General features: G+C 66.9%; 16 protein-coding genes. 9 read left to right on the top strand and 7 right to left on the bottom strand.

All coding sequences use genetic code 11. From position 1 onward, the window contains the following. Positions 1-23: 23 nt before the first annotated feature. Positions 24-404, bottom strand: coding sequence for a glycine cleavage system protein GcvH (gene gcvH, locus NCW75_11350; protein ID UYV11891.1), 381 nt, complete (start codon positions 402-404; stop codon positions 24-26). Positions 405-554: 150 nt separating this feature from the next. Here gcvH and NCW75_11345 point away from each other — a divergent pair, with 150 nt between their 5' ends. From NCW75_11345 to NCW75_11335, 3 genes are all read left to right on the top strand, one after another. Next, positions 555-1,766 (top strand): sugar phosphate isomerase/epimerase, encoded by a 1,212-nt coding sequence (locus NCW75_11345; protein ID UYV11890.1) that lies wholly within the window; start codon positions 555-557, stop codon positions 1,764-1,766. 95 nt (positions 1,767-1,861) lie between these two features. Further along, positions 1,862-2,593 carry a (d)CMP kinase gene (cmk, locus tag NCW75_11340; GenBank protein UYV11889.1) on the top strand — a complete coding sequence of 244 codons (732 nt, stop codon included), beginning with the start codon at positions 1,862-1,864 and terminating at the stop codon, positions 2,591-2,593. Beyond that, positions 2,590-3,321, top strand: a complete 732-nt coding sequence (locus NCW75_11335) for a 1-acyl-sn-glycerol-3-phosphate acyltransferase (GenBank protein ID UYV11888.1) — start codon at positions 2,590-2,592, stop codon at positions 3,319-3,321. The genes cmk and NCW75_11335 overlap by 4 nt, the downstream gene beginning before the upstream one ends. Positions 3,322-3,343: 22 nt before the next feature. Here NCW75_11335 and NCW75_11330 read toward each other — a convergent pair whose 3' ends face one another. Continuing rightward, entirely contained in the window at positions 3,344-4,669 is a 1,326-nt protein-coding gene (locus tag NCW75_11330; GenBank protein UYV11887.1) for an ABC transporter permease, read from the bottom strand. Between the two features lie 148 nt (positions 4,670-4,817). On the opposite strand from NCW75_11330, the gene NCW75_11325 reads away from it, so the two are divergent. Further along, complete coding sequence (locus NCW75_11325; protein ID UYV11886.1) at positions 4,818-5,165, top strand: hypothetical protein; 348 nt, start codon at positions 4,818-4,820, stop codon at positions 5,163-5,165. A gap of 48 nt (positions 5,166-5,213) precedes the next feature. Here the strand turns inward: NCW75_11325 and uvrA are convergent, their stop codons facing one another. Next, positions 5,214-8,318, bottom strand: coding sequence for an excinuclease ABC subunit UvrA (uvrA, locus tag NCW75_11320; GenBank protein ID UYV11885.1), 3,105 nt, complete (start codon positions 8,316-8,318; stop codon positions 5,214-5,216). Between the two features lie 148 nt (positions 8,319-8,466). Here uvrA and NCW75_11315 point away from each other — a divergent pair, with 148 nt between their 5' ends. From NCW75_11315 to NCW75_11305, 3 genes are all read left to right on the top strand, one after another. Beyond that, the gene (locus tag NCW75_11315; protein ID UYV11884.1) at positions 8,467-9,447 is read left to right on the top strand and encodes a phosphodiester glycosidase family protein; all 981 of its coding nucleotides are present in this window, start codon (positions 8,467-8,469) and stop codon (positions 9,445-9,447) included. Positions 9,448-9,451: 4 nt separating this feature from the next. Further along, positions 9,452-11,011: a hypothetical protein gene (locus NCW75_11310; protein ID UYV11883.1), complete on the top strand. Its 1,560-nt coding sequence runs from the start codon at positions 9,452-9,454 to the stop codon at positions 11,009-11,011. Positions 11,012-11,163: 152 nt separating this feature from the next. Further along, positions 11,164-12,306 carry a zinc metalloprotease gene (locus NCW75_11305; protein UYV11882.1) on the top strand — a complete coding sequence of 381 codons (1,143 nt, stop codon included), beginning with the start codon at positions 11,164-11,166 and terminating at the stop codon, positions 12,304-12,306. On the opposite strand, the gene NCW75_11300 is transcribed toward NCW75_11305, so the two are convergent. After that, positions 12,303-12,935, bottom strand: a complete 633-nt coding sequence (locus NCW75_11300) for a hypothetical protein (protein UYV11881.1) — start codon at positions 12,933-12,935, stop codon at positions 12,303-12,305. The two genes, NCW75_11305 and NCW75_11300, sit on opposite strands and share 4 nt — an antisense overlap. Before the next feature lie 194 nt (positions 12,936-13,129). Between NCW75_11300 and NCW75_11295 the strand changes: the two genes are divergently transcribed. Then, a complete protein-coding gene (locus NCW75_11295) occupies positions 13,130-14,194 on the top strand; it encodes a hypothetical protein (protein ID UYV11880.1) in 1,065 nt (354 codons plus the stop codon). 3 nt (positions 14,195-14,197) lie between these two features. On the opposite strand, the gene NCW75_11290 is transcribed toward NCW75_11295, so the two are convergent. The 3 genes from NCW75_11290 to NCW75_11280 all read right to left on the bottom strand — a co-directional run bounded on the left by NCW75_11290 (position 14,198) and on the right by NCW75_11280 (position 18,432). After that, a complete protein-coding gene (locus NCW75_11290) occupies positions 14,198-14,983 on the bottom strand; it encodes a class I SAM-dependent methyltransferase (protein UYV11879.1) in 786 nt (261 codons plus the stop codon). A 202-nt stretch (positions 14,984-15,185) separates the two neighbouring features. Next, entirely contained in the window at positions 15,186-16,388 is a 1,203-nt protein-coding gene (gene carA / locus NCW75_11285) for a glutamine-hydrolyzing carbamoyl-phosphate synthase small subunit (GenBank protein UYV11878.1), read from the bottom strand. A gap of 55 nt (positions 16,389-16,443) precedes the next feature. After that, positions 16,444-18,432, bottom strand: coding sequence for a hypothetical protein (locus NCW75_11280; protein UYV11877.1), 1,989 nt, complete (start codon positions 18,430-18,432; stop codon positions 16,444-16,446). A gap of 524 nt (positions 18,433-18,956) precedes the next feature. Between NCW75_11280 and NCW75_11275 the strand changes: the two genes are divergently transcribed. Then, positions 18,957-19,451, top strand: a complete 495-nt coding sequence (locus NCW75_11275; GenBank protein UYV11876.1) for an MgtC/SapB family protein — start codon at positions 18,957-18,959, stop codon at positions 19,449-19,451. The last annotated feature ends 49 nt before the right edge of the window (positions 19,452-19,500 follow it).

The raw sequence follows: 19,500 nt of genomic DNA, 5'->3' as shown, positions 1-19,500 counted from the left end.
TTTGGCCTGGAGCACCAAGACTTTCAGGCCCCGCCGCTATTGGCGTACGCACCCGCGTCCATCATGGCGTCGAGCTGGCCCACGTCGCTGGCCTTCACCTTCACCAGCCAGCCCTTGCCGTAGCAGTCCTCGTTGATCAGCCCCGGGTTGTCCCCCAACGATTCGTTGATCTCGGTGATCTCGCCGTCGATGTGGCTGTAGATGTCGCTGGTGGTCTTGACCGATTCGACCTCGCCCACGGCGTCGCCCTTGCTCAGGCTCGTGCCGGCGGGCTTCATCTCGACGAACGTCACGTCGGTGAGCTGATCGACGGCGAACTGGGTGATGCCGACCACCACCGTGTCGCCCTCGAGCTTGTGCCATTCGTGGGAGTCGCTGTAGCGGCGGTCGTCTGGAGCGGGCATGGTCGGGTTGTCCTCGGGCCAAGTGGTCGGCGGTGCCCGGCTCCGGCGGCCGGGGGCAGTCGGGCCAATGCTATGGACCAAGGCCATGAAAGCCACCCCGGGGGGGAAACGCCCGGGGATGCCCGGCGACAGGGCGACTACAGTGCCTTGATGCTGCTCGCCCTTGCCGCCCGTTCCTTGCGCTCCATGCTCGTGGGCAAGGACGCCAGCCTGTCACTCACCGACCTGCCGCGCTACGCGCACGAGCAGCTGGGCCTGCATGGGCTCATGCTCTCGGCCGACCTCCTCGCCGGCCGCACCCGCGACGACCTGGCCCGCTTGCGAGACTCGGCCGACCGCGCCCGCTGCTCGTGCTTGGTGCTGCTCGAAGAGGATCCCCAGAAGCTGGCCGCCGCCGACGCGAGCGCCGCCGACGAGCGCATCCGCAGGGTCATGGCCGCCGCTAGCCTGCTGGGCTGCAACGCCGCCGGTGTCTCCCTCGATGCGCCCGATACGCCCGACGCTCTCGACCAGGTATCCGAGCGGCTCAAACGCCTTATGAGCGAGGCCGAGCAGCGGGAGATCAACCTGCTGATCATGCCCGGCCCGATCGGCAAGAGCCAGAGCCTCACGTCCTCGCCCGAGCGGCTGACCGAGCTGCTCAAGAAGATTGGCGGCTTCCGCGTCGGCACCATGCCCGACTTCGCCGACGCCGCCAAGGCCGAGGATATGCCCGCCTATCTGCGCAAGGTCACGCCCTACGCCTCGGCCGTCCTGGGCTCGACGCTGGGCTTCAAGGCCCTGGAAGGCGAGCTGGACGACGAGCGCGCCATCGTCGAGCACGACGGCTTCGACCTGGCCGCCGCCGTCGAGGCCATCGCGGCGGTGGGATACGACGGGGCCGTGGGCCTCGACTATCGCGGGCCGGGAGACCTCAGCATGGGCCTGCGTCGCAGCCGTGAGGGCTTCTCGCTGGCGATGGAAGGCAAGGGCGGCCCGTTCAGCCTCATCCAGGATGAGGAAGAGTTCGACGACGAGATGGACGCCGCCGCCGCCGCCCTGCTCGACGCGATCTTCAACGACGAGGGCGAAGAAGAAGAAGACGGCGAGGACGAAGAGGATCCCAAGGGCAAGGCCGACGACGAAGACGACGCGGACACGGACACGGACGGGGACACAGACGGTGAATCCTCGAAGCCCGCGACCACCACAAAGAAGAAGATGACCAAGAAGGCCTCGACCAAGGCCGACAGCGGCGAGCCCGAAGCCGAACCCCAGAAGAAAACGTCCAAGAAGACCTCCAAGAAAACCTCGAAGAAGACCGCCGCCAAGGCCGATCCTGAGCCAGCGGCCGACGACCCGGCCGATGGAGACAAGGCATGACTCCCACGCGGGATACCCTCCGGACGGCGGCCGTGGTTGTTCCAGCCGCCCGCGATCGAAGGCCAGCGGCAAGCCAGCCCGGAAGGCGACCCAGCGTGATCCCCCTCGACGTGGACATCATCGTCACCATCGACGGGCCGGCCGGCACCGGCAAGAGCACCGTCGCCCAGGCCTTGGCCGAGCGGCTCGGCCTCGACCTGCTGGACACCGGCGCCATGTATCGCGCCGCCGCCGCCATCGCCATCGACGAGGGGCTCATCGACTCGATACGCGCCGGTGAAGACGCCGCCATCGATCGATTCGTCGAGATCATCGCCGAGGCCGACCTGCACTTCGACTGGGAAACCGACCCGCCCGCCATCATGGCCTGGCTCAAGGCCCACGAGCGCTTCGAGCCCATGAACGACCGCATCCGCACGCCCGACGTCACCAAGGCCGTCTCGGTCGTCGCTGGCATCACGCCCCTGCGGCGCCACATGGTCCGCAAGCAGCGCATCATCGGCCAGCAGCACCCAAGGCTCGTCACCGAGGGCCGCGACCAGGGCTCGGTCGTGTTCCCGGACGCGATGGTGAAGTTCTTCCTCGACGCCGACCTGCGCGTTCGTGCCGAACGCCGGGCCGACCAGCTGCGTGCCGCGGGCTACCCCGTCGAGGCCGACGAACTCATGGCCGACCTCGCCCGCCGCGATGACGCCGACCGCAATCGTGACGAGGGCCCGCTGGTGTGCCCGAAGGACGCCATCACCGTCGACACCAGCGACCTCAGCTTCGATGGCGTGGTCGATCGCCTGGAGCGCGACGTCCTCGATCGCGTCGGCGTCGCGTGAGCGGGCCGTTTTTTGACGAACAACAAAGCTACGTCTCGCCAACAGCGGGCTTCGCCTATCGCGTCGGCCAGCCCATCACCCGAGCCTACTTCCGCACGTTCCATAACGTCCAGTGGCTCCATCCTGAACGCGTGCCAACACGGGGCCCGGTGCTGGTCGTTGCCAACCACCAGAGCTACTACGACCCGCCCCTCATCGGCGGGGGCATCACCAGCCGGCCGCTCGACTACCTCGCCCGCGCGGGCCTGTTCAACAACCCATTCTTCAGCAGCTTCATCAGCGCATTCAACGCGTTCCCGATCAAGGAAGACAGCGGCGACCGGGCCGCACTCGAGGCTGTGATCGGTCGCCTGAAGGCCGGTGGGGCCGTGCTGCTGTTTCCCGAGGGCCGGCGCACCCGCGACGGCCACGTCATGCCCCTGAAGCGCGGTATGGCCCTGATCTTACGAAAGGCCCGCTGCCCGGTGCTGCCCGTCGCCATCGATGGCGTCTACGACGTGTTCCCCCCAGGCCAGAGCAAGCCCACGCTGTTCAAGGGGCCCATCGGCGTGCAATACGGCCACCCGATCATGCCCGACGACCTGCCCCGCGACGCCACCGAGATGCTCACCCTGCTGCACGACCGCATCGAGGCCCAGCGCCTCAAGCTGCGGCTTGAACTGCTCAAGAAGAGCGAGGGCCGCTTCCCCAAGCCGCTGCTCCCGAAGACGCCACCCGCGGTCGAGTGATGCTCCATCAGATCCGCGTACATCAATCGTGCCGCAGCGCCACGATCGGATCCTGCCGCGCCGCCTTGCGCGCCGGGTAGAGCCCAAAGATCAGCCCCGTCAGCACCGCCACCGTCATCGCCACGATGACCGACCACCACGCCAGTTGCGTCGGCAGGCTCGCATCGGCGGGGATGAACCGCCCCAGCACCGGCATGCTGGGTAGCAGCGGCACGGCCCAGCCCAGCAGCAGGCTCAGCCCCACGCCGATGGCTACACCGATGAGCCCGCCGATGAGGCTCAGCACGCTTGTTTCCACCAGGAACTGCCAGACGATGTGCCGGCGCGTCGCGCCCAGCGCCCGGCGGATGCCGATCTCGCGCGTGCGCTCGGTCACGGTGGCCAGCATGATGTTCATGATGCCGATGCCGCCGACGAGCAAGCTGATACCCGCGATGGCCATCAGCATCAGCGTGCCGCGCAGGGCCGCCCGCTCGGCGTTCTCCAGCAACTCGAACGGCACGACCATCGTGACATCGGTCATGCCATCGCGTCGTGATTCGAGGACACGTTCAAGCCGCTTCGCGACACCGACCACCGCATCACGTGACGGCACGGTCAGGTACAACTCCGACACGTGCACCTCGGCGGCATTGAACGAGCCCGAGGTGCGGCGGAAGACCGAATCGCCGAATACGTACCGCACCGTCTCGATGGGTATGTGGATGTCCAGGTTGAGGTCTCGCCCGACGAGCGCCGAGCCCGCGCCGCCGGCGAGGCCCACCGGTTCGAGCACGCCCACGATGCGCAGGGCCTTGTCGTCGATGCGGATGGTGCTGCCCAGCGGGTCCTCAATCGGGAAGAACTGCCGCGCCACCTCCGCGCCGATCACGCACACCATCGCCCGCTCGGCGTTGTCGCCGTCGGTGAGGTACCGCCCACGATTGACACGCAGGTTGGCCACCTCGGCGAGCTGGGGGTCGACGCCGTAGGCCTGGCTGGTCTGCTTGATGGGCCCGCGGATGATCTCCGAGCCGATCTCCTTGAGGGCCACGATCCTGGCATCGTCCGAGAAGTTGTCTTCGATGATCCTCAGATCGGTCCACGTCAGCCCGTATTTCACCACGAACGACCGCTCCTGCCCCTGCTGGGGAGATTCTGGCGGCCGCTGGCTGCGGACGATGATGTTCCGGGCACCGAGCTGCTCGATCTGCCGCAAGGCCTCCTGCTTGCTCCCCTCGCCGATGGACACCATACAGATCACGGCCGCGACGCCCAGGATGATGCCCAGGGCGGTCAGAAAGCTCCGCAGCTTGTGCAGCCGGAGGTTGGCAATACCAAGTCGGATGGTTTCGAGCAGAAATGCCAAGGGGAATCACCCGATAGAAGGCCAATGGAGCCGAACGGCTCGGGATACGAATAGACCCCGGGCCACGACCAAGGATGGTAGAGGCCCCCCGGCCCGTCACGAAGGCGGCTCGGGAAACAGCGAATCGTGAAAAGGGATACCGACCACAGTGCCACAGGCCGCGGGAACCATCGAAGTCGGCATCGAAACGGCTACCAGCCGCGGCTGGCTGTACGAGGTCACCGTGACCAGCCGGGGCACCTCCACCAACCACGACATCAGCCTGAGCTGGCACGACCACGACTATTGGTGTGGCGGCGCCCTCGCCCCCAGCCGCCTGGTTGAGCGCCTGCTGGCCCTGCTCACCCGCCAACTCGGCAAGGGTGCGATGCCCGAGAGCCTGCCCCAGCACTTCGACTGCTCGACCGCCCGCCGCTGGCTGCCCGACCTGGACGACCTGCTCCGCCACGGTTCGGCCGGGGGTGGGCCGGAGAGCGGGATGGTGCTGCCGGGGTAGTGAAGAGCTCAAACGAGGCTCTGACGCCAGCCTGCGCTTTTGTGCAACTTACCCCTCGAGCATCCCCTTCAGATACCGCCCCGTGTGGCTGCCCTTCACCCTCGCCACGTCCTCGGGCGAGCCCTCGGCCACGATCGTGCCGCCGCCGTCGCCGCCCTCGGGGCCAAGGTCGATGATCCAGTCCGCACGCTTGATCACATCAAGGTTGTGCTCGATCACCACCAGCGTGTTGCCCGCGTCGGCCAGGCGGTCGAATACGCCCACCAGCCGGTTAATGTCCTCGAAGTGCAGGCCCGTCGTGGGCTCATCGAGGATGTAGAGCGTGTGCTCGGTGCTGGGCGTGCCGTCGATGCGGGTGCCCTTGCCCAGCTCGGTGGCCAGCTTCACGCGTTGGGCCTCGCCGCCCGAGAGCGTGGTGCTGGGTTGGCCCAGCGTCAGGTAGTCGAGCCCGACATCATGAAGGCACTGCACGAACCGCAGGATCTTGCCCTGGGCCTCGAAGAACGAGCACGCGTCCTCGACGGTCATCGCCAGCACGTCGGCGATGTTCTTGCCCTTGTAGAGCACCTCGAGCGTCTCGCGGTTGTACCGCTTGCCCTTGCACACCTCGCACTGCACGAACACGTCGGGCAAAAAGTGCATCTCGATCTTCTTCACGCCCTGGCCCGCGCAGGCCTCGCACCGCCCGCCCGCGCCGGCCTTGCCCGCGCGGTCGCTGGGCACATTGAAGCTAAATCGCCCGGGCATGTACCCCCGCATCTTCGATTCTCGCGTGCTCGCAAACACCTTGCGGATGTCGTCGAATACCCCCGTGTACGTCGCCGGGTTGCTCCGAGGCGTGCGACCAATCGGCGACTGGTCCACCTCGATCACGCGATCGACCTTCGACAGCCCGTTCACCCGGGTGTGGGCCCCGGGCTTCACGCGCGTGCCGGTGATCTCCTTCTTCAGGCTCTTGAGCAGGATGTCGTTCACCAGCGTGCTCTTGCCGCTGCCCGAGACGCCTGTGACGCACACGATGCCGCCGAGCGGGAAGGCCGCGTCGATGCCCTTGAGGTTGTTCTCCTTGGCACCCTTCACCACGATGGCCTGCTTCGTCCTGAGCGCCCGCCGCTCCTCTGGCACATCGATCTTCCTGCGCCCCGCCAGGTAATCGCCCGTGATCGAGCCCTGGGTCATGCAGATCTGCTCGACCGTGCCCTGCGCCACGATGCGCCCGCCATGCACGCCCGGCCCAGGCCCGATGTCCAGCACGTGGTCGGCCGAGCGGATCATGTCCTCGTCGTGCTCGACCACCAGCACGGTGTTGCCGATGTCGGTCAGGTGCCGCAGCGTGCGGATCAGCCGATCGTTGTCGCGCTGGTGCAGGCCGATGGTGGGTTCGTCCAGAACATAACACGCGCCGACCAGCCCGCTGCCAACCTGCGTGGCCAAGCGGATGCGCTGGGCCTCGCCGCCCGACAGCGTCGCGGTTCGGCGATCGAGCGAGAGGTAATCCAGTCCCACGCTCTGCAGGAACCGCAGCCGATTCCCCACCTCGCGCATGATGGGCTCGGCGATCGCCATCCCTTCTTCGCTGAGTTCCAGCCCCTCCACGAACGCCATCGCGTCGTCGATGTTCAAGCGGCTGAGCTCGCTGATGTTCAGCAGTGTGCCGTCGTTCTTGGGCCGGCCGATGACCGTCGGCGAGCCCGCGCGCGCCGTATCGGCCTTGTGCGTGCTCTTGACGCACACGTGCAGCGCCTCGATGCGCAGCCGATCGCCGCAGCACGTCGGGCAGATCCGCTCGCTCTGGAAGTTGTGCAGGTGGTCCTTTACCCAGCTCGATTCGGTCTTGTTGAACCAGTCCTGGAGCATCGTGAGCACGCCCGCCCAGTGCGCGTTGTACACCTCTTCCTGGTCGGGGCTCGTCCCGTGCATGAGGATGTCGTACACCTCATCGTCCAGGTCGTTCAGCGAAGTACTCTGGGCCACGCCGAACTTCCGACAGAACCACCGCAGCCGCTTGGGGTACACCATGCCCCCCGGCCCGCTCTTCTTCCACGGCGCGATGCCGCCCTGCAGGATGCCCTTCTCGCCATCGGGCGCGACGAGCTCCTCATCGAACTCCAGGATGTGCCCTAAGCCCAGGCACGATGCGCACGCACCAAACGGCGAGTTGAAGCTGAATACTCGGGGCTCGAGCTCGTCGAGCGCATACGCCGGGTCGTCCGGGTCGGCCAGCTTCGCGCTAAAGCTGTGGTCGGTCCACGCGCCATCTTCCTCGACGCTGATGACCACCGAGCCCATGCCCACCTGCAACGCCGCCTCGATCGACTCGGCCAGCCGCTGCCGCACGTCTTCGCGGATCACGACGCGGTCGACTACCGCGTCGATATCGTGCTTGGCGTACCGCTCCAGGTCCAGCGGGTTGTCGCTTGGCTCCTTCAGCACGTCACGTAGGTCGACGACGTTGCCGTCCACGCGCGCCCGCTGCCAGCCCATGCCCTGCAAGCGTTCGAGCACGTCGCGGTGGAAGCCCTTCTTGCCGCGCAAGACCGGCGCCATCACCATCAGCCGGGTGTCGTCACCAAAGCGCAGCACCGCGTCGACGATCTGCGTCGCGCTGGTGGCGCTGATCTTCTTGCCACTGCGACTCGTGACCGTGCCGTCACGCTTCGTCTTGGTCGGCCGCCACGAGTACGGCGTGCCGCAGCGCGCGAACAGCAACCGCAGGTAGTCATAGATCTCCGTCGTCGTGGCGACCGTCGAGCGCGGGTTGTGGGCGGCGCTCCGCTGCTCGATCGCGATGGTGGGGGGGATGCCCTCGATCTCGTCGATGTCGGGCTTCTTGAGCTGGTCCAGAAACTGCCGGGCGTACGCCGACAGGCTCTCCATGTACTTGCGCTGCCCCTCGGCGAAGATCGTGTCGAACGCGAGCGAACTCTTGCCGCTGCCGCTCAGGCCGGTGATGACCACCAGCTTGTCACGCGGGATGGTCACGTCGATCGATTTCAGGTTGTGCTCGCGGGCACCCTTCACGCGGATGGCCGGCCCGGTGTCCAGGCGGATAGGCTCGGCCGCGGGCTTCTTGGTGCGTCGGGTGCTCTTGCCGCCGCGGGGCGGTTTGGGCTCGATCTCGCCGGTCTTGACGGCTTTCGAAGGGGGTGCCATGCCTGCTGCTTCCGTGCGTTTCTGGGCGTTCGGGGTGGTGATCGCGGGTATCCAAAGGCTGAGCCGGGACGATAGCGCGCCCAAACACCGAACGAACACCGGGAAGCCCCCACGCGACGGATCACCCCTACGGCGGTACATTCTGGTCATGCCAAAGCGAGCACCCACGCCCACCCAAGCCCTGTTTGCTGTCCTTGTCGCCTTGCAACTCACGGCGTGTACGACGCCGACGAACACCGCCGAGACCCCGGCACAGTCCGAGCAAGGCCAAGCCGCATCCGCCCAACCCTTCTTCACCAGCGAACCCCGCTGGCGGCCAATCTTCCAGGGCATCGAGCACGCCGAACTGGCCACCGACACGCCCCGGGCCTTGGTGGTTCAGATGCTGCGGATCGACACCAGCGCCGATGGCCTCGAGCTCTTCGCCACTCCCGGCAACGGCGACAAGCCCCTCGAGACCGACGGCCAGACCACCCGCGCCTTCCTCGAAGAGAATGAGCTCAGCGTCGCGATCAACACCCACTTCTTCGACCCGTGTTGCAACCGGCTCCCGGGCGAGGCCAAGGACCTGATTGGGCTGTCGATCGCCCAAGAACGCCTGGTCAGCCCCAATGCTGATCAGAGCCAGCGTGATGTGATGGTCTTCGGTTCCGACTTCGTTGGGGACGAACACAGCCTGAATGCGCGTTTGCACCTGGACGCTCCTGATGTGAACACCGATAGCATCGACTGGCTCCTGGGCGTCTCACACGCGATCGCTGGCCACGCGATCCTCATCGGCGGAGAAACGCACGCTGGCAGCGATGCGTTTGCGACGAATCACCACCCGCGCACGCTCGTGGGCGTGAGCGGCGACCAGAACACGCTCTACCTCGTCACCATCGACGGCCGCCAGCCCGCCTTCAGCATGGGCGCGAGCCTGGCCGAGGCCGCCGCCATCATGCACCATGTTGGCGCGTCGGACGCCCTCAACGTCGACGGCGGCGGCTCCACCACCATGGTCCTGCGTGATCCCGACGGCGCGAGCCAACTCCTCAATAGCCCCAGCGGCGGCTTTGAGCGCGTCGTCGGCTCGAATCTGGGCTTCCGCGCGTTGCCCCTGCAACCCGAGGCCACCCGGGCACCATAAAGACATGAGACCCACACTCGTGGAGGCACACGCCATGATCCTCACCCGGCTCGCCCTCGTCCTCTCGGCCTTCCTGTTCGTGCCGACCTCCGTTCTCGCCCAGGACGACTCGCCGCCGCCCGCGCCCGAGATGGCGGCCATGATCCAGGCCCGCCACCTCGCCATGGCCGTCATCGTCTATACCGACGCCAACAGCACCATGCCCGCCAGCATCCAGGCGTTGGCCGATGGCAAGTACCTGCCCGCCACCGGCGCACCGGGCGACGACGGCACCACCTGGCTCCACGACGGCGTCCCCTATGGCTACCTCGGTGTCGAGGGCATCTCCGCCGGCGAGGTGCCCGACTGGGGCGACATCGCCATCGCCCACCGCTCGCTCGACCACGCCTTTGCCGTCCAGCCACACCCCGAGAACCCCGATGGCGCGGTGGTGCCGGTCGCCTTCCTCGACGGCCACGTCGAGATGGTCTCGCTCATGGAAGCGCAGTGGCTGATCGACGACGCGAAGCAGACGTTCGCCGCTTTGCGCGATGGCGGGCCCATGCCCATGTACCGCCAGCTCGAGCAGGACGCCGGCCTCCTTGCCCAAGCCATGATCGCCCATGCCGCGCAACACGACGGTATCGCTCCGAAAGACTGGGCCGCGACATTCGAGTTCCTGCCCGACAACCCGCGTCGCGAAGGCAAGGCCGACAAGGACCGCCTGCGCGTGTACCTCTCGCCCAAGGCACGCGGCAACACCTTCCTCCCTGAGTTCGAGGACACTCCAGAAGGCCGAGCCGAACGCGACCAGTGGATTAACGCCCGCAGCATGTGGCGCAGCGACGCGCTTGGTACCAACCTCTGGCGGGTGCCGAACCCCATCTTCACGGTGATGCTCCATGCCAGGGCCGATGCTTGGGTGGAAGCGCCCGATCGCCGCAAGCGACAGCACGTTCGCCGTCTGGCGTTCGCGACGGCGGATGGCCGAGCGGACACGGCCGAGAGCGAACTACTCGAGGTGCGAGTGCATGAGGCCCGCGACCTGTTCGAGACCATTCGCGATGGGGATCCGCTGCCACCGCTTAACGACGCGATGCACGACCTGCGCATTCTGAGCAAGGCCATCGCCGCCTACGCGCGCGCCAACCAGGGGTTCCTGCCGCCGGACCTGGGCGAGGTCATGCCATACATCGATGGCCTCTGGGGCATCCACGAGCGCGAGCCCGCGCGTGTGTTCCTTATCCGGGCCGATGAGAACGAGGCCAGCGTCACACAGATCCCTGACGCCCAGTGGATCCGCGATCACTGCTCCTACGTCTACCTCGGCAACCCCAAGACCCGCCTGCGAGATCTCCGCGGCAGCAACGCCACCATGCTGCTCCATGCCCCGACGGACAAGCCCTTCGAGTTCAGGGCGTTCGGCGGCGTTCGGCGGCGCGTTCCGATGATCGGACCGCCGCTTGGACTTCCCAGAAATCCGGGCGACCACTTTGCTAATTCTCCCTTCGCGTTCCCTCCAGAAGACATCGTCGAGCAGGCCGAGGCTTCGCGAAAGGCCATCAACGACGCCGCCGGCGGTTGAGCACCGCGGGGTCCTCACACTTGATATCCCGTTCTCGGGCCTGATCGGCGATGAATGCCGGAAACAGCCGCCCGTGTTCCGCGTATACACCCCCATTCCGATGCCCGGGCCTGTCCGCCCCGGCTGGTTGAAGCGGACTGGGGAGGTCCACCATGCCGAGCCGTTGTGCTTTCGCCGGCGCTGCCTGCGTCGCTGCTGTTTTCTCGTCCACGTCTCTTGCTCAGGAAGCCCAGCCCGCTGACCCCGTGGCTTTCGGGCAGTACTTCCAGCAGGAGCACACCCGCTGCCTGACGCCCGATCCGTGGCTGTTGCCCGGTATCGACGTGCCGAGCGATTGTTCGTTCACGCGGACCAACCCCGACGAGGCCTACGACCCCAGCCAGGGTGTGTACCGCATCCCTGTGGTCGTCCACGTCATCCAGCGCACCGACGGCACCGGATTCATACCCGATGCCCGCGTCCGCTCGCAGATCGACATCCTCAACGAGGACTTCCGCGCCATCGCCGGCACGCTCGGCGCGCCGGGCACCGACACGGGCATCGAGTTCTACCTGGCCACCGAAGATCCCGACGGCAACCCCACCGACGGCATCACCAACAGCACCAACAACACCTGGTACAACGACAGCGGCCGCTATTGGCAGACGCTCGCCTGGGACACCAACCGATACCTCAATATCTACACCAACAGCGCCTCGGGCGCGCTGGGCTATGTGCCCGACCTGCCGCAGGGTGGCATCGTGGGCGACGATGCCGACCGCGTGGTCGTGCTGCACTCGGCTTTTGGCAGGAGCTCGCCACTCCGCCCATTCGACCTGGGGCGCACCGCGACGCACGAAGTTGGGCATTATTTAGGCCTCTTGCACACGTTCAGCGGTGGCTGCGGATCGACCAGCAGTTGCAACACCACGGGCGACCTGATCTGCGATACAAATGGCGAGAGCAGCCCCACGTTTGGGTGTCCGGGCTCACGTTCGAGCTGCGGTCTGCCCGCACCGTTCGACAACTACATGGACTACTCCGACGACCGGTGCATGAACAAGTTCACGCCCATCCAGGCCCGACGCATGCGGTGCACGATCGAGAACTACCGCCCAGACGTGTACAGCACCGGATCTGCCGGCTGCTCACCCGCCGATCTGGCCGAGCCCTTTGGAGTGCTGAACGTCTTCGATTTCCTCGAGTTCCAGAACCTGTTCAGCACGGGCGATGCCGCGGCCGATCTCGACGGTGACGGATCGCTCACGATTTTCGACTTCCTCGAGTTCCAGGGCTTCTTCGCCAGCGGATGCTAAGGCCCAGGCTCACCAACGCTCTCAGAACCGGCCGCGTCCGTCTGATCCCCCTCGGATCGCACGGGCGCGGTTTTCTCAATGATCTGGTCGAGCCGGGCGGCGATCAGCGCCGCCAGCGGCGCGTCGAGCGGCGCGGTGAGTGCCAGGTCAACGCGCGCCGTGCCGATCGGGTCGAGCACGCCACCACTGGCGCGCGTCATGCGAACGGTGCCGCGGTCGAGCGTGCCCGCCAGGGTGTCGGCACCGGGCCGGTCGCTCGGGCGCAGCAGCCCCGAGCCGCTGTAGACCACCAGCACCCCGTCGTTGATGACCGCGTGCTGGATCACGGTATTGGCCGCTGCGCTCGACAGCGACGACTTGCCGGCGATGGGTACGGCAAACAGCCGCACGCGCGTGATCTGCCCGCTGAGCCCATCGAAGCCGAGGGCCGGGTCGAGTGCTTCGATGGGCAGGTCGGTCGCCAATATCTCCGCGTGCGATCGCCCCTCGCTGCGGTAGGCCACGATGGTGGGGCGGTGCGAGAGCCGCCCGCCGGTCTGGTCGCCCGTAGGCCTGATGCTCTCGATCGAGACCCGGTCGGGCCCGACGCCGCAGGCGGCCAGCAGCAGGCAGGCTCCGAGAACTGACATCAGAACGATCCGGTGCGTGTACGGTGCCATCGTTCTGCGTTCCTCACGATCCTGATACGCTCTCAGGAAGGAAAACCCCCACGCGGGAGTTCACACTTCCAGCCGGTTTCGATGCAGCCGAAGGCTAGGTCGGCCGGTACGGGACTCTGACCGATCCGTTTCGCACCCGGCTCCCTCGAAGGAAGGCCAACCCAATGCGTGCCGTCACAACCACACTCGCCGTCCTCCTCGTCGCCGGCGCCGCCTCCCAATCCCTGGCCCAGCAGGGTGTGCGGGCTAAGAGCCCCCGCCGCGACGCGGGCCAGAACGCCCTGCGCATGATCGCCGAGAGCCAGGCCAACCGAAACGTCCGCCAAGACACGCCCGACTTCGCCGGCCCCTCGAACATCGCCCCGCGCGGCTTCCACCGCTCGCACGGCCGCATCTTCCACCATGGCGGGGGCATCTCCATCGGGGGCAGCGTTGGTGACGTGTACGGCCGCCTCCACCTCGGCGGCGTATTTCACGATGACCACCACTTCGGCCGCCGAAACATCGTGTTTGTCAATCGCTCGCCCTACTTCATCCACAATGGCAGCTACTACCGCTACCGCGGCTACGACCCGTACGACGCGCCCACGCGCCGGCAGGTCGTCCAGAGCCCCACGGTCATCGTCATCGATCGCACCGGCGTCAGCACCAACGAGGTGGATCCACAGGAGCCCGTCGAACTCAACGAAGCCGACCGCGTGAGCGCGCGAGAGTTGGGTGCGAGGGCCCTCAGCGCGGGCAACGCCGACCAGGCCATCGAGTTCCTGACCGAGCACGTGCTGGTCAACGAGGGTGATCGCCAGGCCGAGCGTTTGCTGGGTGTCGCGATGCTGCTCGACGGCCGGACCGAACTCGGCATCGCGCTCATTTCTCGTGCGTACACGGGCGACCCGGAGATGGCCTTCGAGCCCATCGGCCGCGACACCATCGATTCGCTGGCGTCCTGGCGCAAGGTCCAGCGCGAGGTGCAGCGATACGCCGGCATCCAGCGCACCGCCTCGTCGTGGCTCGCCGCCATCGTCCTCACGCAGGAAGAACTGCCCAATCGCACCCACGAGCAGCGCCTCGAAGAGGCCCGCCGTGCTGGGCTCGATGTCGACATCGCCGACGCGTTCCAGCGGTATCTTGAGGGTGGAGAGCCCATCGAATCGCCCGAGCCCGAGCCCGGAGCGGATGAGCAAGAGCCAGGTACCGAACCGAACACCGAGCCGGCATCCGATCCGCAGTGACGCCTACCGCTTGCGACCGATGATCGCCTCGTACATCAGCTTGCCGCCATCGGGCGCAAGGCGGTGGACGTAGCGGTCACGCGCCGCCAATTCGATCTTCCCGCTCTCGATCATCTCGCGAATCATCCGAGCAAATCCGCTCGAGTCGGCGTTGTCCAGGAAGTCGCTCTTGATGTTAAACGCGACCCAGCCGCCCGTGCTCACGCGGTCGAACGCCGCCATGAACACCTCGGTGGGGATGTCGCCGAAGCCGAGCGCCGCGACGCACACCAGCGCGTTGAAATCGTGCGCGTCGAGCACCGCCTTCGCTTCCACTGGCGGGTCGGTGATGTCGCCCACCGCGTAGTCGCGATACAGCCCCGGACGGTCACGCTCGGTCGCCTCGGCGGCCTGGGGGCAGATGTCGGCACCCACGAGATGATCCACGCCGATCTTCGCAAGTTCTTCACCCACGTAACCGTTGCCCGCGCCAAGATCCAGCACCCTCAGGTCGGTAGGGTCTTCGCCGGCTTCTTCCATCGCACGGCTCAGTAGGTCTACGACCTTGCTCGGCGACGCGCACTTGAGGGCGTGGTATACCCACTTCTCGTACAGGCCTGGAACCACGAAGACCTCGTCGTAATCGTGCAGGCGCACGCGGCGCCACTCCTTGTCGACACGCACGACCGCCCATTCTTCGTCCTGGGTCATCGCGTCCTCGGCCACGGGCAGGGCAAATTCGAGTGTGCTGATCGCTTCGTCGAGATCGGACACGCTGATTACGCCCGATCGAGTGGTAGATGCTGTCATGTGTTCCTCCTTCGATCCGCACCCAGCGGTGCGGGCGCAGTGACGAAACGATCACACGATGGTGTGCAACTCTCTCCAGGCCGTTGAAACGGCGCACAATAACCGAGTGCAAGAGACACTACGGCAAGTGCTCGCGGCGATCAACCGCAGGCCGAAAGGCCGTAAGATGAAGAAGTTGTCATGTTTCGCCGTGTTCGCGAACTCAGCGAGTGTCCATGGCCGCAATGAACGCATCAAACAAGTAATCACTCTCGTGCGGCCCAGGGCTCGCCTCGGGGTGGTGCTGCACGGCGAACACCGGTCGATCCTTCAATCGGAAGCCCGCGACCGTGCTGTCGTTCAGGTGCGTGTGCGTCACCTCGCCGCCGACCGCCGCCAGCGATTCGGCATCCACCGCGAAGCCGTGGTTCTGGCTGGTGATCTCCACGTGGCCCGTTGCCGAGTGGAACACGGGCTGGTTGGCACCCCGATGCCCGAACTTGAGCTTGTACGTCTTTGCGCCGACCGCGAGCGCCAGCAACTGGTTGCCCAGGCAGATGCCGAAGGTCGGCAGCGCCGCACGCTGCTTGAGTATCGCGCGCAGCGTTTCGATCGTCGCCCTGACGGCCGCCGGATCGCCCGGCCCGTTGCTGATGAACAACCCGTCGGCATTCTCGTCATCGAGGATTTCCAGCAACGCGGCGGCCGGCGTGTCGAAGGGCACGGCTACGACCTCGCACCCCCGCTCCAACAACTGGTCGTAGATCGCACGCTTCGCGCCACAGTCGAGCGCGACGACCTTGTACGTCTTGCCACTCGTCTCGGCCGGAGCAAGACGCCACAGCCGATGCCCCGGCTCGACGCGCGTCGTGGCACGCGGGCTTACATCGGCGGCCAGGTTCTGCCCGGCCATCGAGCCGACACCCCGCGCCATCTTGACGAGTTCGGCGTCGCCGATCGTGTCGTCGGCCGTCATCGCCGCGCCCATCGCACCGCCCGAGCGGATGCGCCGCGTCAGGGCCCGCGTGTCGATGCCCGCGATGCCGAGGACGCCGTGCTCGTCGAGGAACTCGCTCAGCGTCTTGGTCGCGCGGTAGTTGCTGTGGAGCCGAGCCAACTCACGGATCACCAGCCCCGCCGCCTGGATGCGCGGGCTCTCCATGTCGTAGCCGTTGGCCCCGGTGTTGCCGATGAGCGGGAAGGTCTGCACCAATATCTGCCCGCGATAGCTCGGGTCGGTCAGCGACTCCTGGTACCCCGCCATGGCCGTGTTGAACACGATCTCCCCGGTGGTGACGCTCGCGCCCGTGTCGCCGAAGCCGCCGCCGACGAAGAGCGCCCCGTCGGCCAGGGCCAGGCGGGCCCGGGGCATAGGGGTGTCGTTCGGCTTGGGGTCAGGAGCGGTCTGGGTCGGGGTCGTGGGCATGGGGCGGGTGCCCTCCCTGGGTTCGGCGTGCTGCCGATAGGGTAGAGCGCCAGGCTCAGCCGCAGCCCGCACTGAAGCGGTTCTGGAACACCAAAAAATCAAAAATCGTGAGCTGCCCGTCCTCGTCCAGGTCCGCCCGCGGGTCGCCCGCGTCGAACAGGTTCTGGAAGGCCAGGAAGTCGAAGATGGTCAGCTCCCCGTCGCCGTCGCGGTCGGCGGCGCAGATGACGACGATGACCGAGTCGCCGGTGTAGACCACGTGGGCCGGGCCGATGGAGCCAACCGGCTCGATGTTGGTGCTGGCGAACGTGCCATCGACGGCCGCCGCGCGGACGATCTCGAACCGGTCGCGCCCGTCGGGCGCGTAGTCGTGGACGAAGCCGACCTGGAGGCTGCCGTCCAGCGTGATCACGGCGGTGACCGGGTCCCCGGGAAAACCAACACCCTCGAAGCGGTCGAACTGGTCGTCGGCCGTGCCCGCCACGTCGATCACAGTGCGCGAGCTCGGGGTCATGTTTAGGACCGGCCCGCCGAACTCCAGGAGGCCAACGGGGCTGGTCGCGTCGCCCATGGAAATCGTCCCTTCGCTGGTCCACGGCCCGGTCAGCTTGCCGCTCGAGCCCGTGAGGACAACGTCGGGCCCCAGCGTGTGCTGGCTGCCGAGGCCGAAGAGCTCGCCCTCGCTGCCCGCCAGCCGGATCGGGGTGTTGAGCGTCACGCGGTTCTCCACGTAGAGCTGCGTCTGGGCGGCAACCCCGGGCGCGTTGATGGTCAGGTCGCCCTGGAGCACCACGCCGCGGCCGAACGTGAGGCGGCCCCCGCTCAGGATCGTGTAGTCGCCCACGATGGTGGAGTTCGAGATGTTGGTGGTCACGGTGGTTCGAAAGATGCTGCCCGGCCCGGCCTCGATGGTCGCATTGGTGATCGTCGCGCCGGCGATGTCCAGCCGCCCGCCGCCGCTGCTGCGCAGCGTGCCGCCCACGACGTTCAGGCCCGAGAGCGTGAAACCCCCCGGCCCGTCGTTAAGGATCGTCGCCTCGCTGGTCCACGGCCCGACGATGGCCCCGGTCGTGCCCGTGATGACCGCGTCGGGCCCGAGGAAGTGCACATCGCCGAGCCCGATGAGCTGGCCGCCCCGCGAGCCCTCCAGCCGGATCGGTTCATTAAGCGTCACTCCCTCCTGGACGAAGAGCCGGGCAACGCCGGCTGCGTCGGGCTCGTTGATGAAGAGGCCCTCCTGCACCACCACGCCGTCGCCGAAGGTGATGTCTTGCCCGCTGCGGATGGTGAAGTCGCCCACGATGGTGGAATCCGAGACGATCGTGTCCTGGTTCGTCAACAACCGGTAGTCCGGCCCGACCTCGATTGTTGCGTCGGTCACCTTGGCGTTGAAGAGGACCAGTTGCCCGCCGCCGCTGCTGCGCAGCGTGCCGCCGATGACGTTCAAACCGCTGAGGTTGAAGGTTCCCGGCCCGTCCTTGATGATCGTCGCCTCGCTGGTCCATGGCCCGGTGATGGAGCCGCTGGACCCGTCAGGGGCCGTGATCACCGCATTCGGGCCGAGTGTGTGCGACGTGCCAAGCCCGACGATCCGGGCTCGGTCCGACCTCGTCCCGTCCAAGCGGATGTCAGCGTCGATGGTCGCGCGGTCCTCGACCAGAAGCTCCGCGGCGCTGGTGCTCGTGCCGTCGCTGATGAGCAACGCCCCGGTGCCCGTGAGCCCCCCAACGGTCAGCGCCGCGCCGGGCCGGACGAGCAGCGACGCCTCGGGGTTCGACAGCAGGACCGTGTCAACGAGCGTCGGTGCCCCCAAGGTTACCAGATACGGCCCGGCACCGCCTAGCACCGCAGTATCCACCGCCCCGGGCACCATCATGGGCAGCCAGTTGCCCGCCACGCCAAATTCGCCATCCACGGGCATGGCCCACTCAATAGTCGCCTGGGCGTGGGCGGCCGAGAAGGCCAGGCAGATCCCGGCACCGGCCAGCAAGGCCAGGGGCGTGCGGGGGCGGGGTGTGATGGTGTGGGTGCTTGTGCAGGTCATGGGTCTCTCCTTCGCAGGGGCGAACCAGCCGATTGCCGGCGGCCCTTGTTGGCCAGTGTACCGGAATTTCTCGGGTGGCACAAGGTTTTCTCCGCACGTTGGGCCGCCTTGGCGGCGACCGCCGGGGACTCTCGCCAGCGTGGTGCGTCCCCAAGCGGGCCCGCGATGGGCCGCGCGCGGTCGCACGCGATCCATGCGAGGCCGCGCGCAACCCACGCGCGGCCTCGCATGGTCCATCGGACGCCACGAACGATCCATGCGACGCCGCGCATGGCCCGCGCGCGGCCTTCGATGCTCCATCCGCGGCGGTACATGGACCATGTACCGCGTGCGAAAAATTCTGCCGGCGAATCGATTCGGATGCTGCCCGGTGCCTGACGGCTCGTGGGGGACGATCGAACGCCGCAACGTCCAAATACAGGACGTGAAACGTCCGCATAAAGACGTGGAACGTCCGCGTACACTGGAATCCCGAGAATCGATGCCGAGAGGGCCGATTGTTCGGATCGCGCTAGCCTCTGGGCATGCTCGAAACCCTCTTCGGCACCGCCATGCAATCCCCCGATGAGTGGTACCACGGCCCGCTCCGCCTCGTCCTGGCCGTCGTCTTCGGCGGCGTCGCCGGCTTCGAGCGGGAGAGCAAGGGCCACTTCGCCGGCCTGCGCACCTACGCGATGGTCTCGCTGGGGGCCGCCGGCTTCGCGCTCATGAGCACCGAGCTGTTCGAGTACATGCTCATCCACGCCGAGTCGAGCGCGGGCCACGCGACGCGCATCATCTCGGCCATCGTCGGCGGCGTGGGTTTTCTCGGGGCGGGGGCCATCATCCAGTCCAAAGGCCAGGTCAAGGGGCTGACCACCGCTGCTGGCCTGTGGGCCATCGCCGCCGCGGGGGCGGCCGCCGGGCTCGGGCTCGTGTCCGTCGCGCTCACCATCGCCGTGCTCGTCCTGATCGTGCTGCTGGCCAACCGGCTGGACAAGACCGCCCAGCGGGTGGGCGACGACGACCCAGACAACTGAATCTCGCCGGATGGGACCAAAATCGGTGCCACCGTTGGCGGGTCTTGTG

Origin of the sequence: Phycisphaera sp. (assembly GCA_025916675.1) — a bacterium.
In the GTDB taxonomy this organism is placed as follows: domain Bacteria; phylum Planctomycetota; class Phycisphaerae; order Phycisphaerales; family UBA1924; genus JAHCJI01.
Note: the sequence above shows the minus strand (reverse complement) of the source record. Positions and strands in the feature narration are given on the sequence as shown.

What these genes read in the sequence shown, in the direction of transcription:
- gcvH (UYV11891.1), bottom strand. Translation starts at nt 404, where the DNA reads ATGCCCGCTCCAGACGACCGCCGCTACAGCGACTCCCACGAATGGCAC.
- NCW75_11345 (UYV11890.1), top strand. Translation starts at nt 555, where the DNA reads ATGCTGCTCGCCCTTGCCGCCCGTTCCTTGCGCTCCATGCTCGTGGGC.
- uvrA (UYV11885.1), bottom strand. Translation starts at nt 8,318, where the DNA reads ATGGCACCCCCTTCGAAAGCCGTCAAGACCGGCGAGATCGAGCCCAAA.
- NCW75_11315 (UYV11884.1), top strand. Translation starts at nt 8,467, where the DNA reads ATGCCAAAGCGAGCACCCACGCCCACCCAAGCCCTGTTTGCTGTCCTT.
- NCW75_11310 (UYV11883.1), top strand. Translation starts at nt 9,452, where the DNA reads ATGAGACCCACACTCGTGGAGGCACACGCCATGATCCTCACCCGGCTC.
- NCW75_11305 (UYV11882.1), top strand. Translation starts at nt 11,164, where the DNA reads ATGCCGAGCCGTTGTGCTTTCGCCGGCGCTGCCTGCGTCGCTGCTGTT.
- NCW75_11300 (UYV11881.1), bottom strand. Translation starts at nt 12,935, where the DNA reads ATGTCAGTTCTCGGAGCCTGCCTGCTGCTGGCCGCCTGCGGCGTCGGG.
- NCW75_11295 (UYV11880.1), top strand. Translation starts at nt 13,130, where the DNA reads ATGCGTGCCGTCACAACCACACTCGCCGTCCTCCTCGTCGCCGGCGCC.
- NCW75_11290 (UYV11879.1), bottom strand. Translation starts at nt 14,983, where the DNA reads ATGACAGCATCTACCACTCGATCGGGCGTAATCAGCGTGTCCGATCTC.
- carA (UYV11878.1), bottom strand. Translation starts at nt 16,388, where the DNA reads ATGCCCACGACCCCGACCCAGACCGCTCCTGACCCCAAGCCGAACGAC.
- NCW75_11280 (UYV11877.1), bottom strand. Translation starts at nt 18,432, where the DNA reads ATGACCTGCACAAGCACCCACACCATCACACCCCGCCCCCGCACGCCC.
- NCW75_11275 (UYV11876.1), top strand. Translation starts at nt 18,957, where the DNA reads ATGCTCGAAACCCTCTTCGGCACCGCCATGCAATCCCCCGATGAGTGG.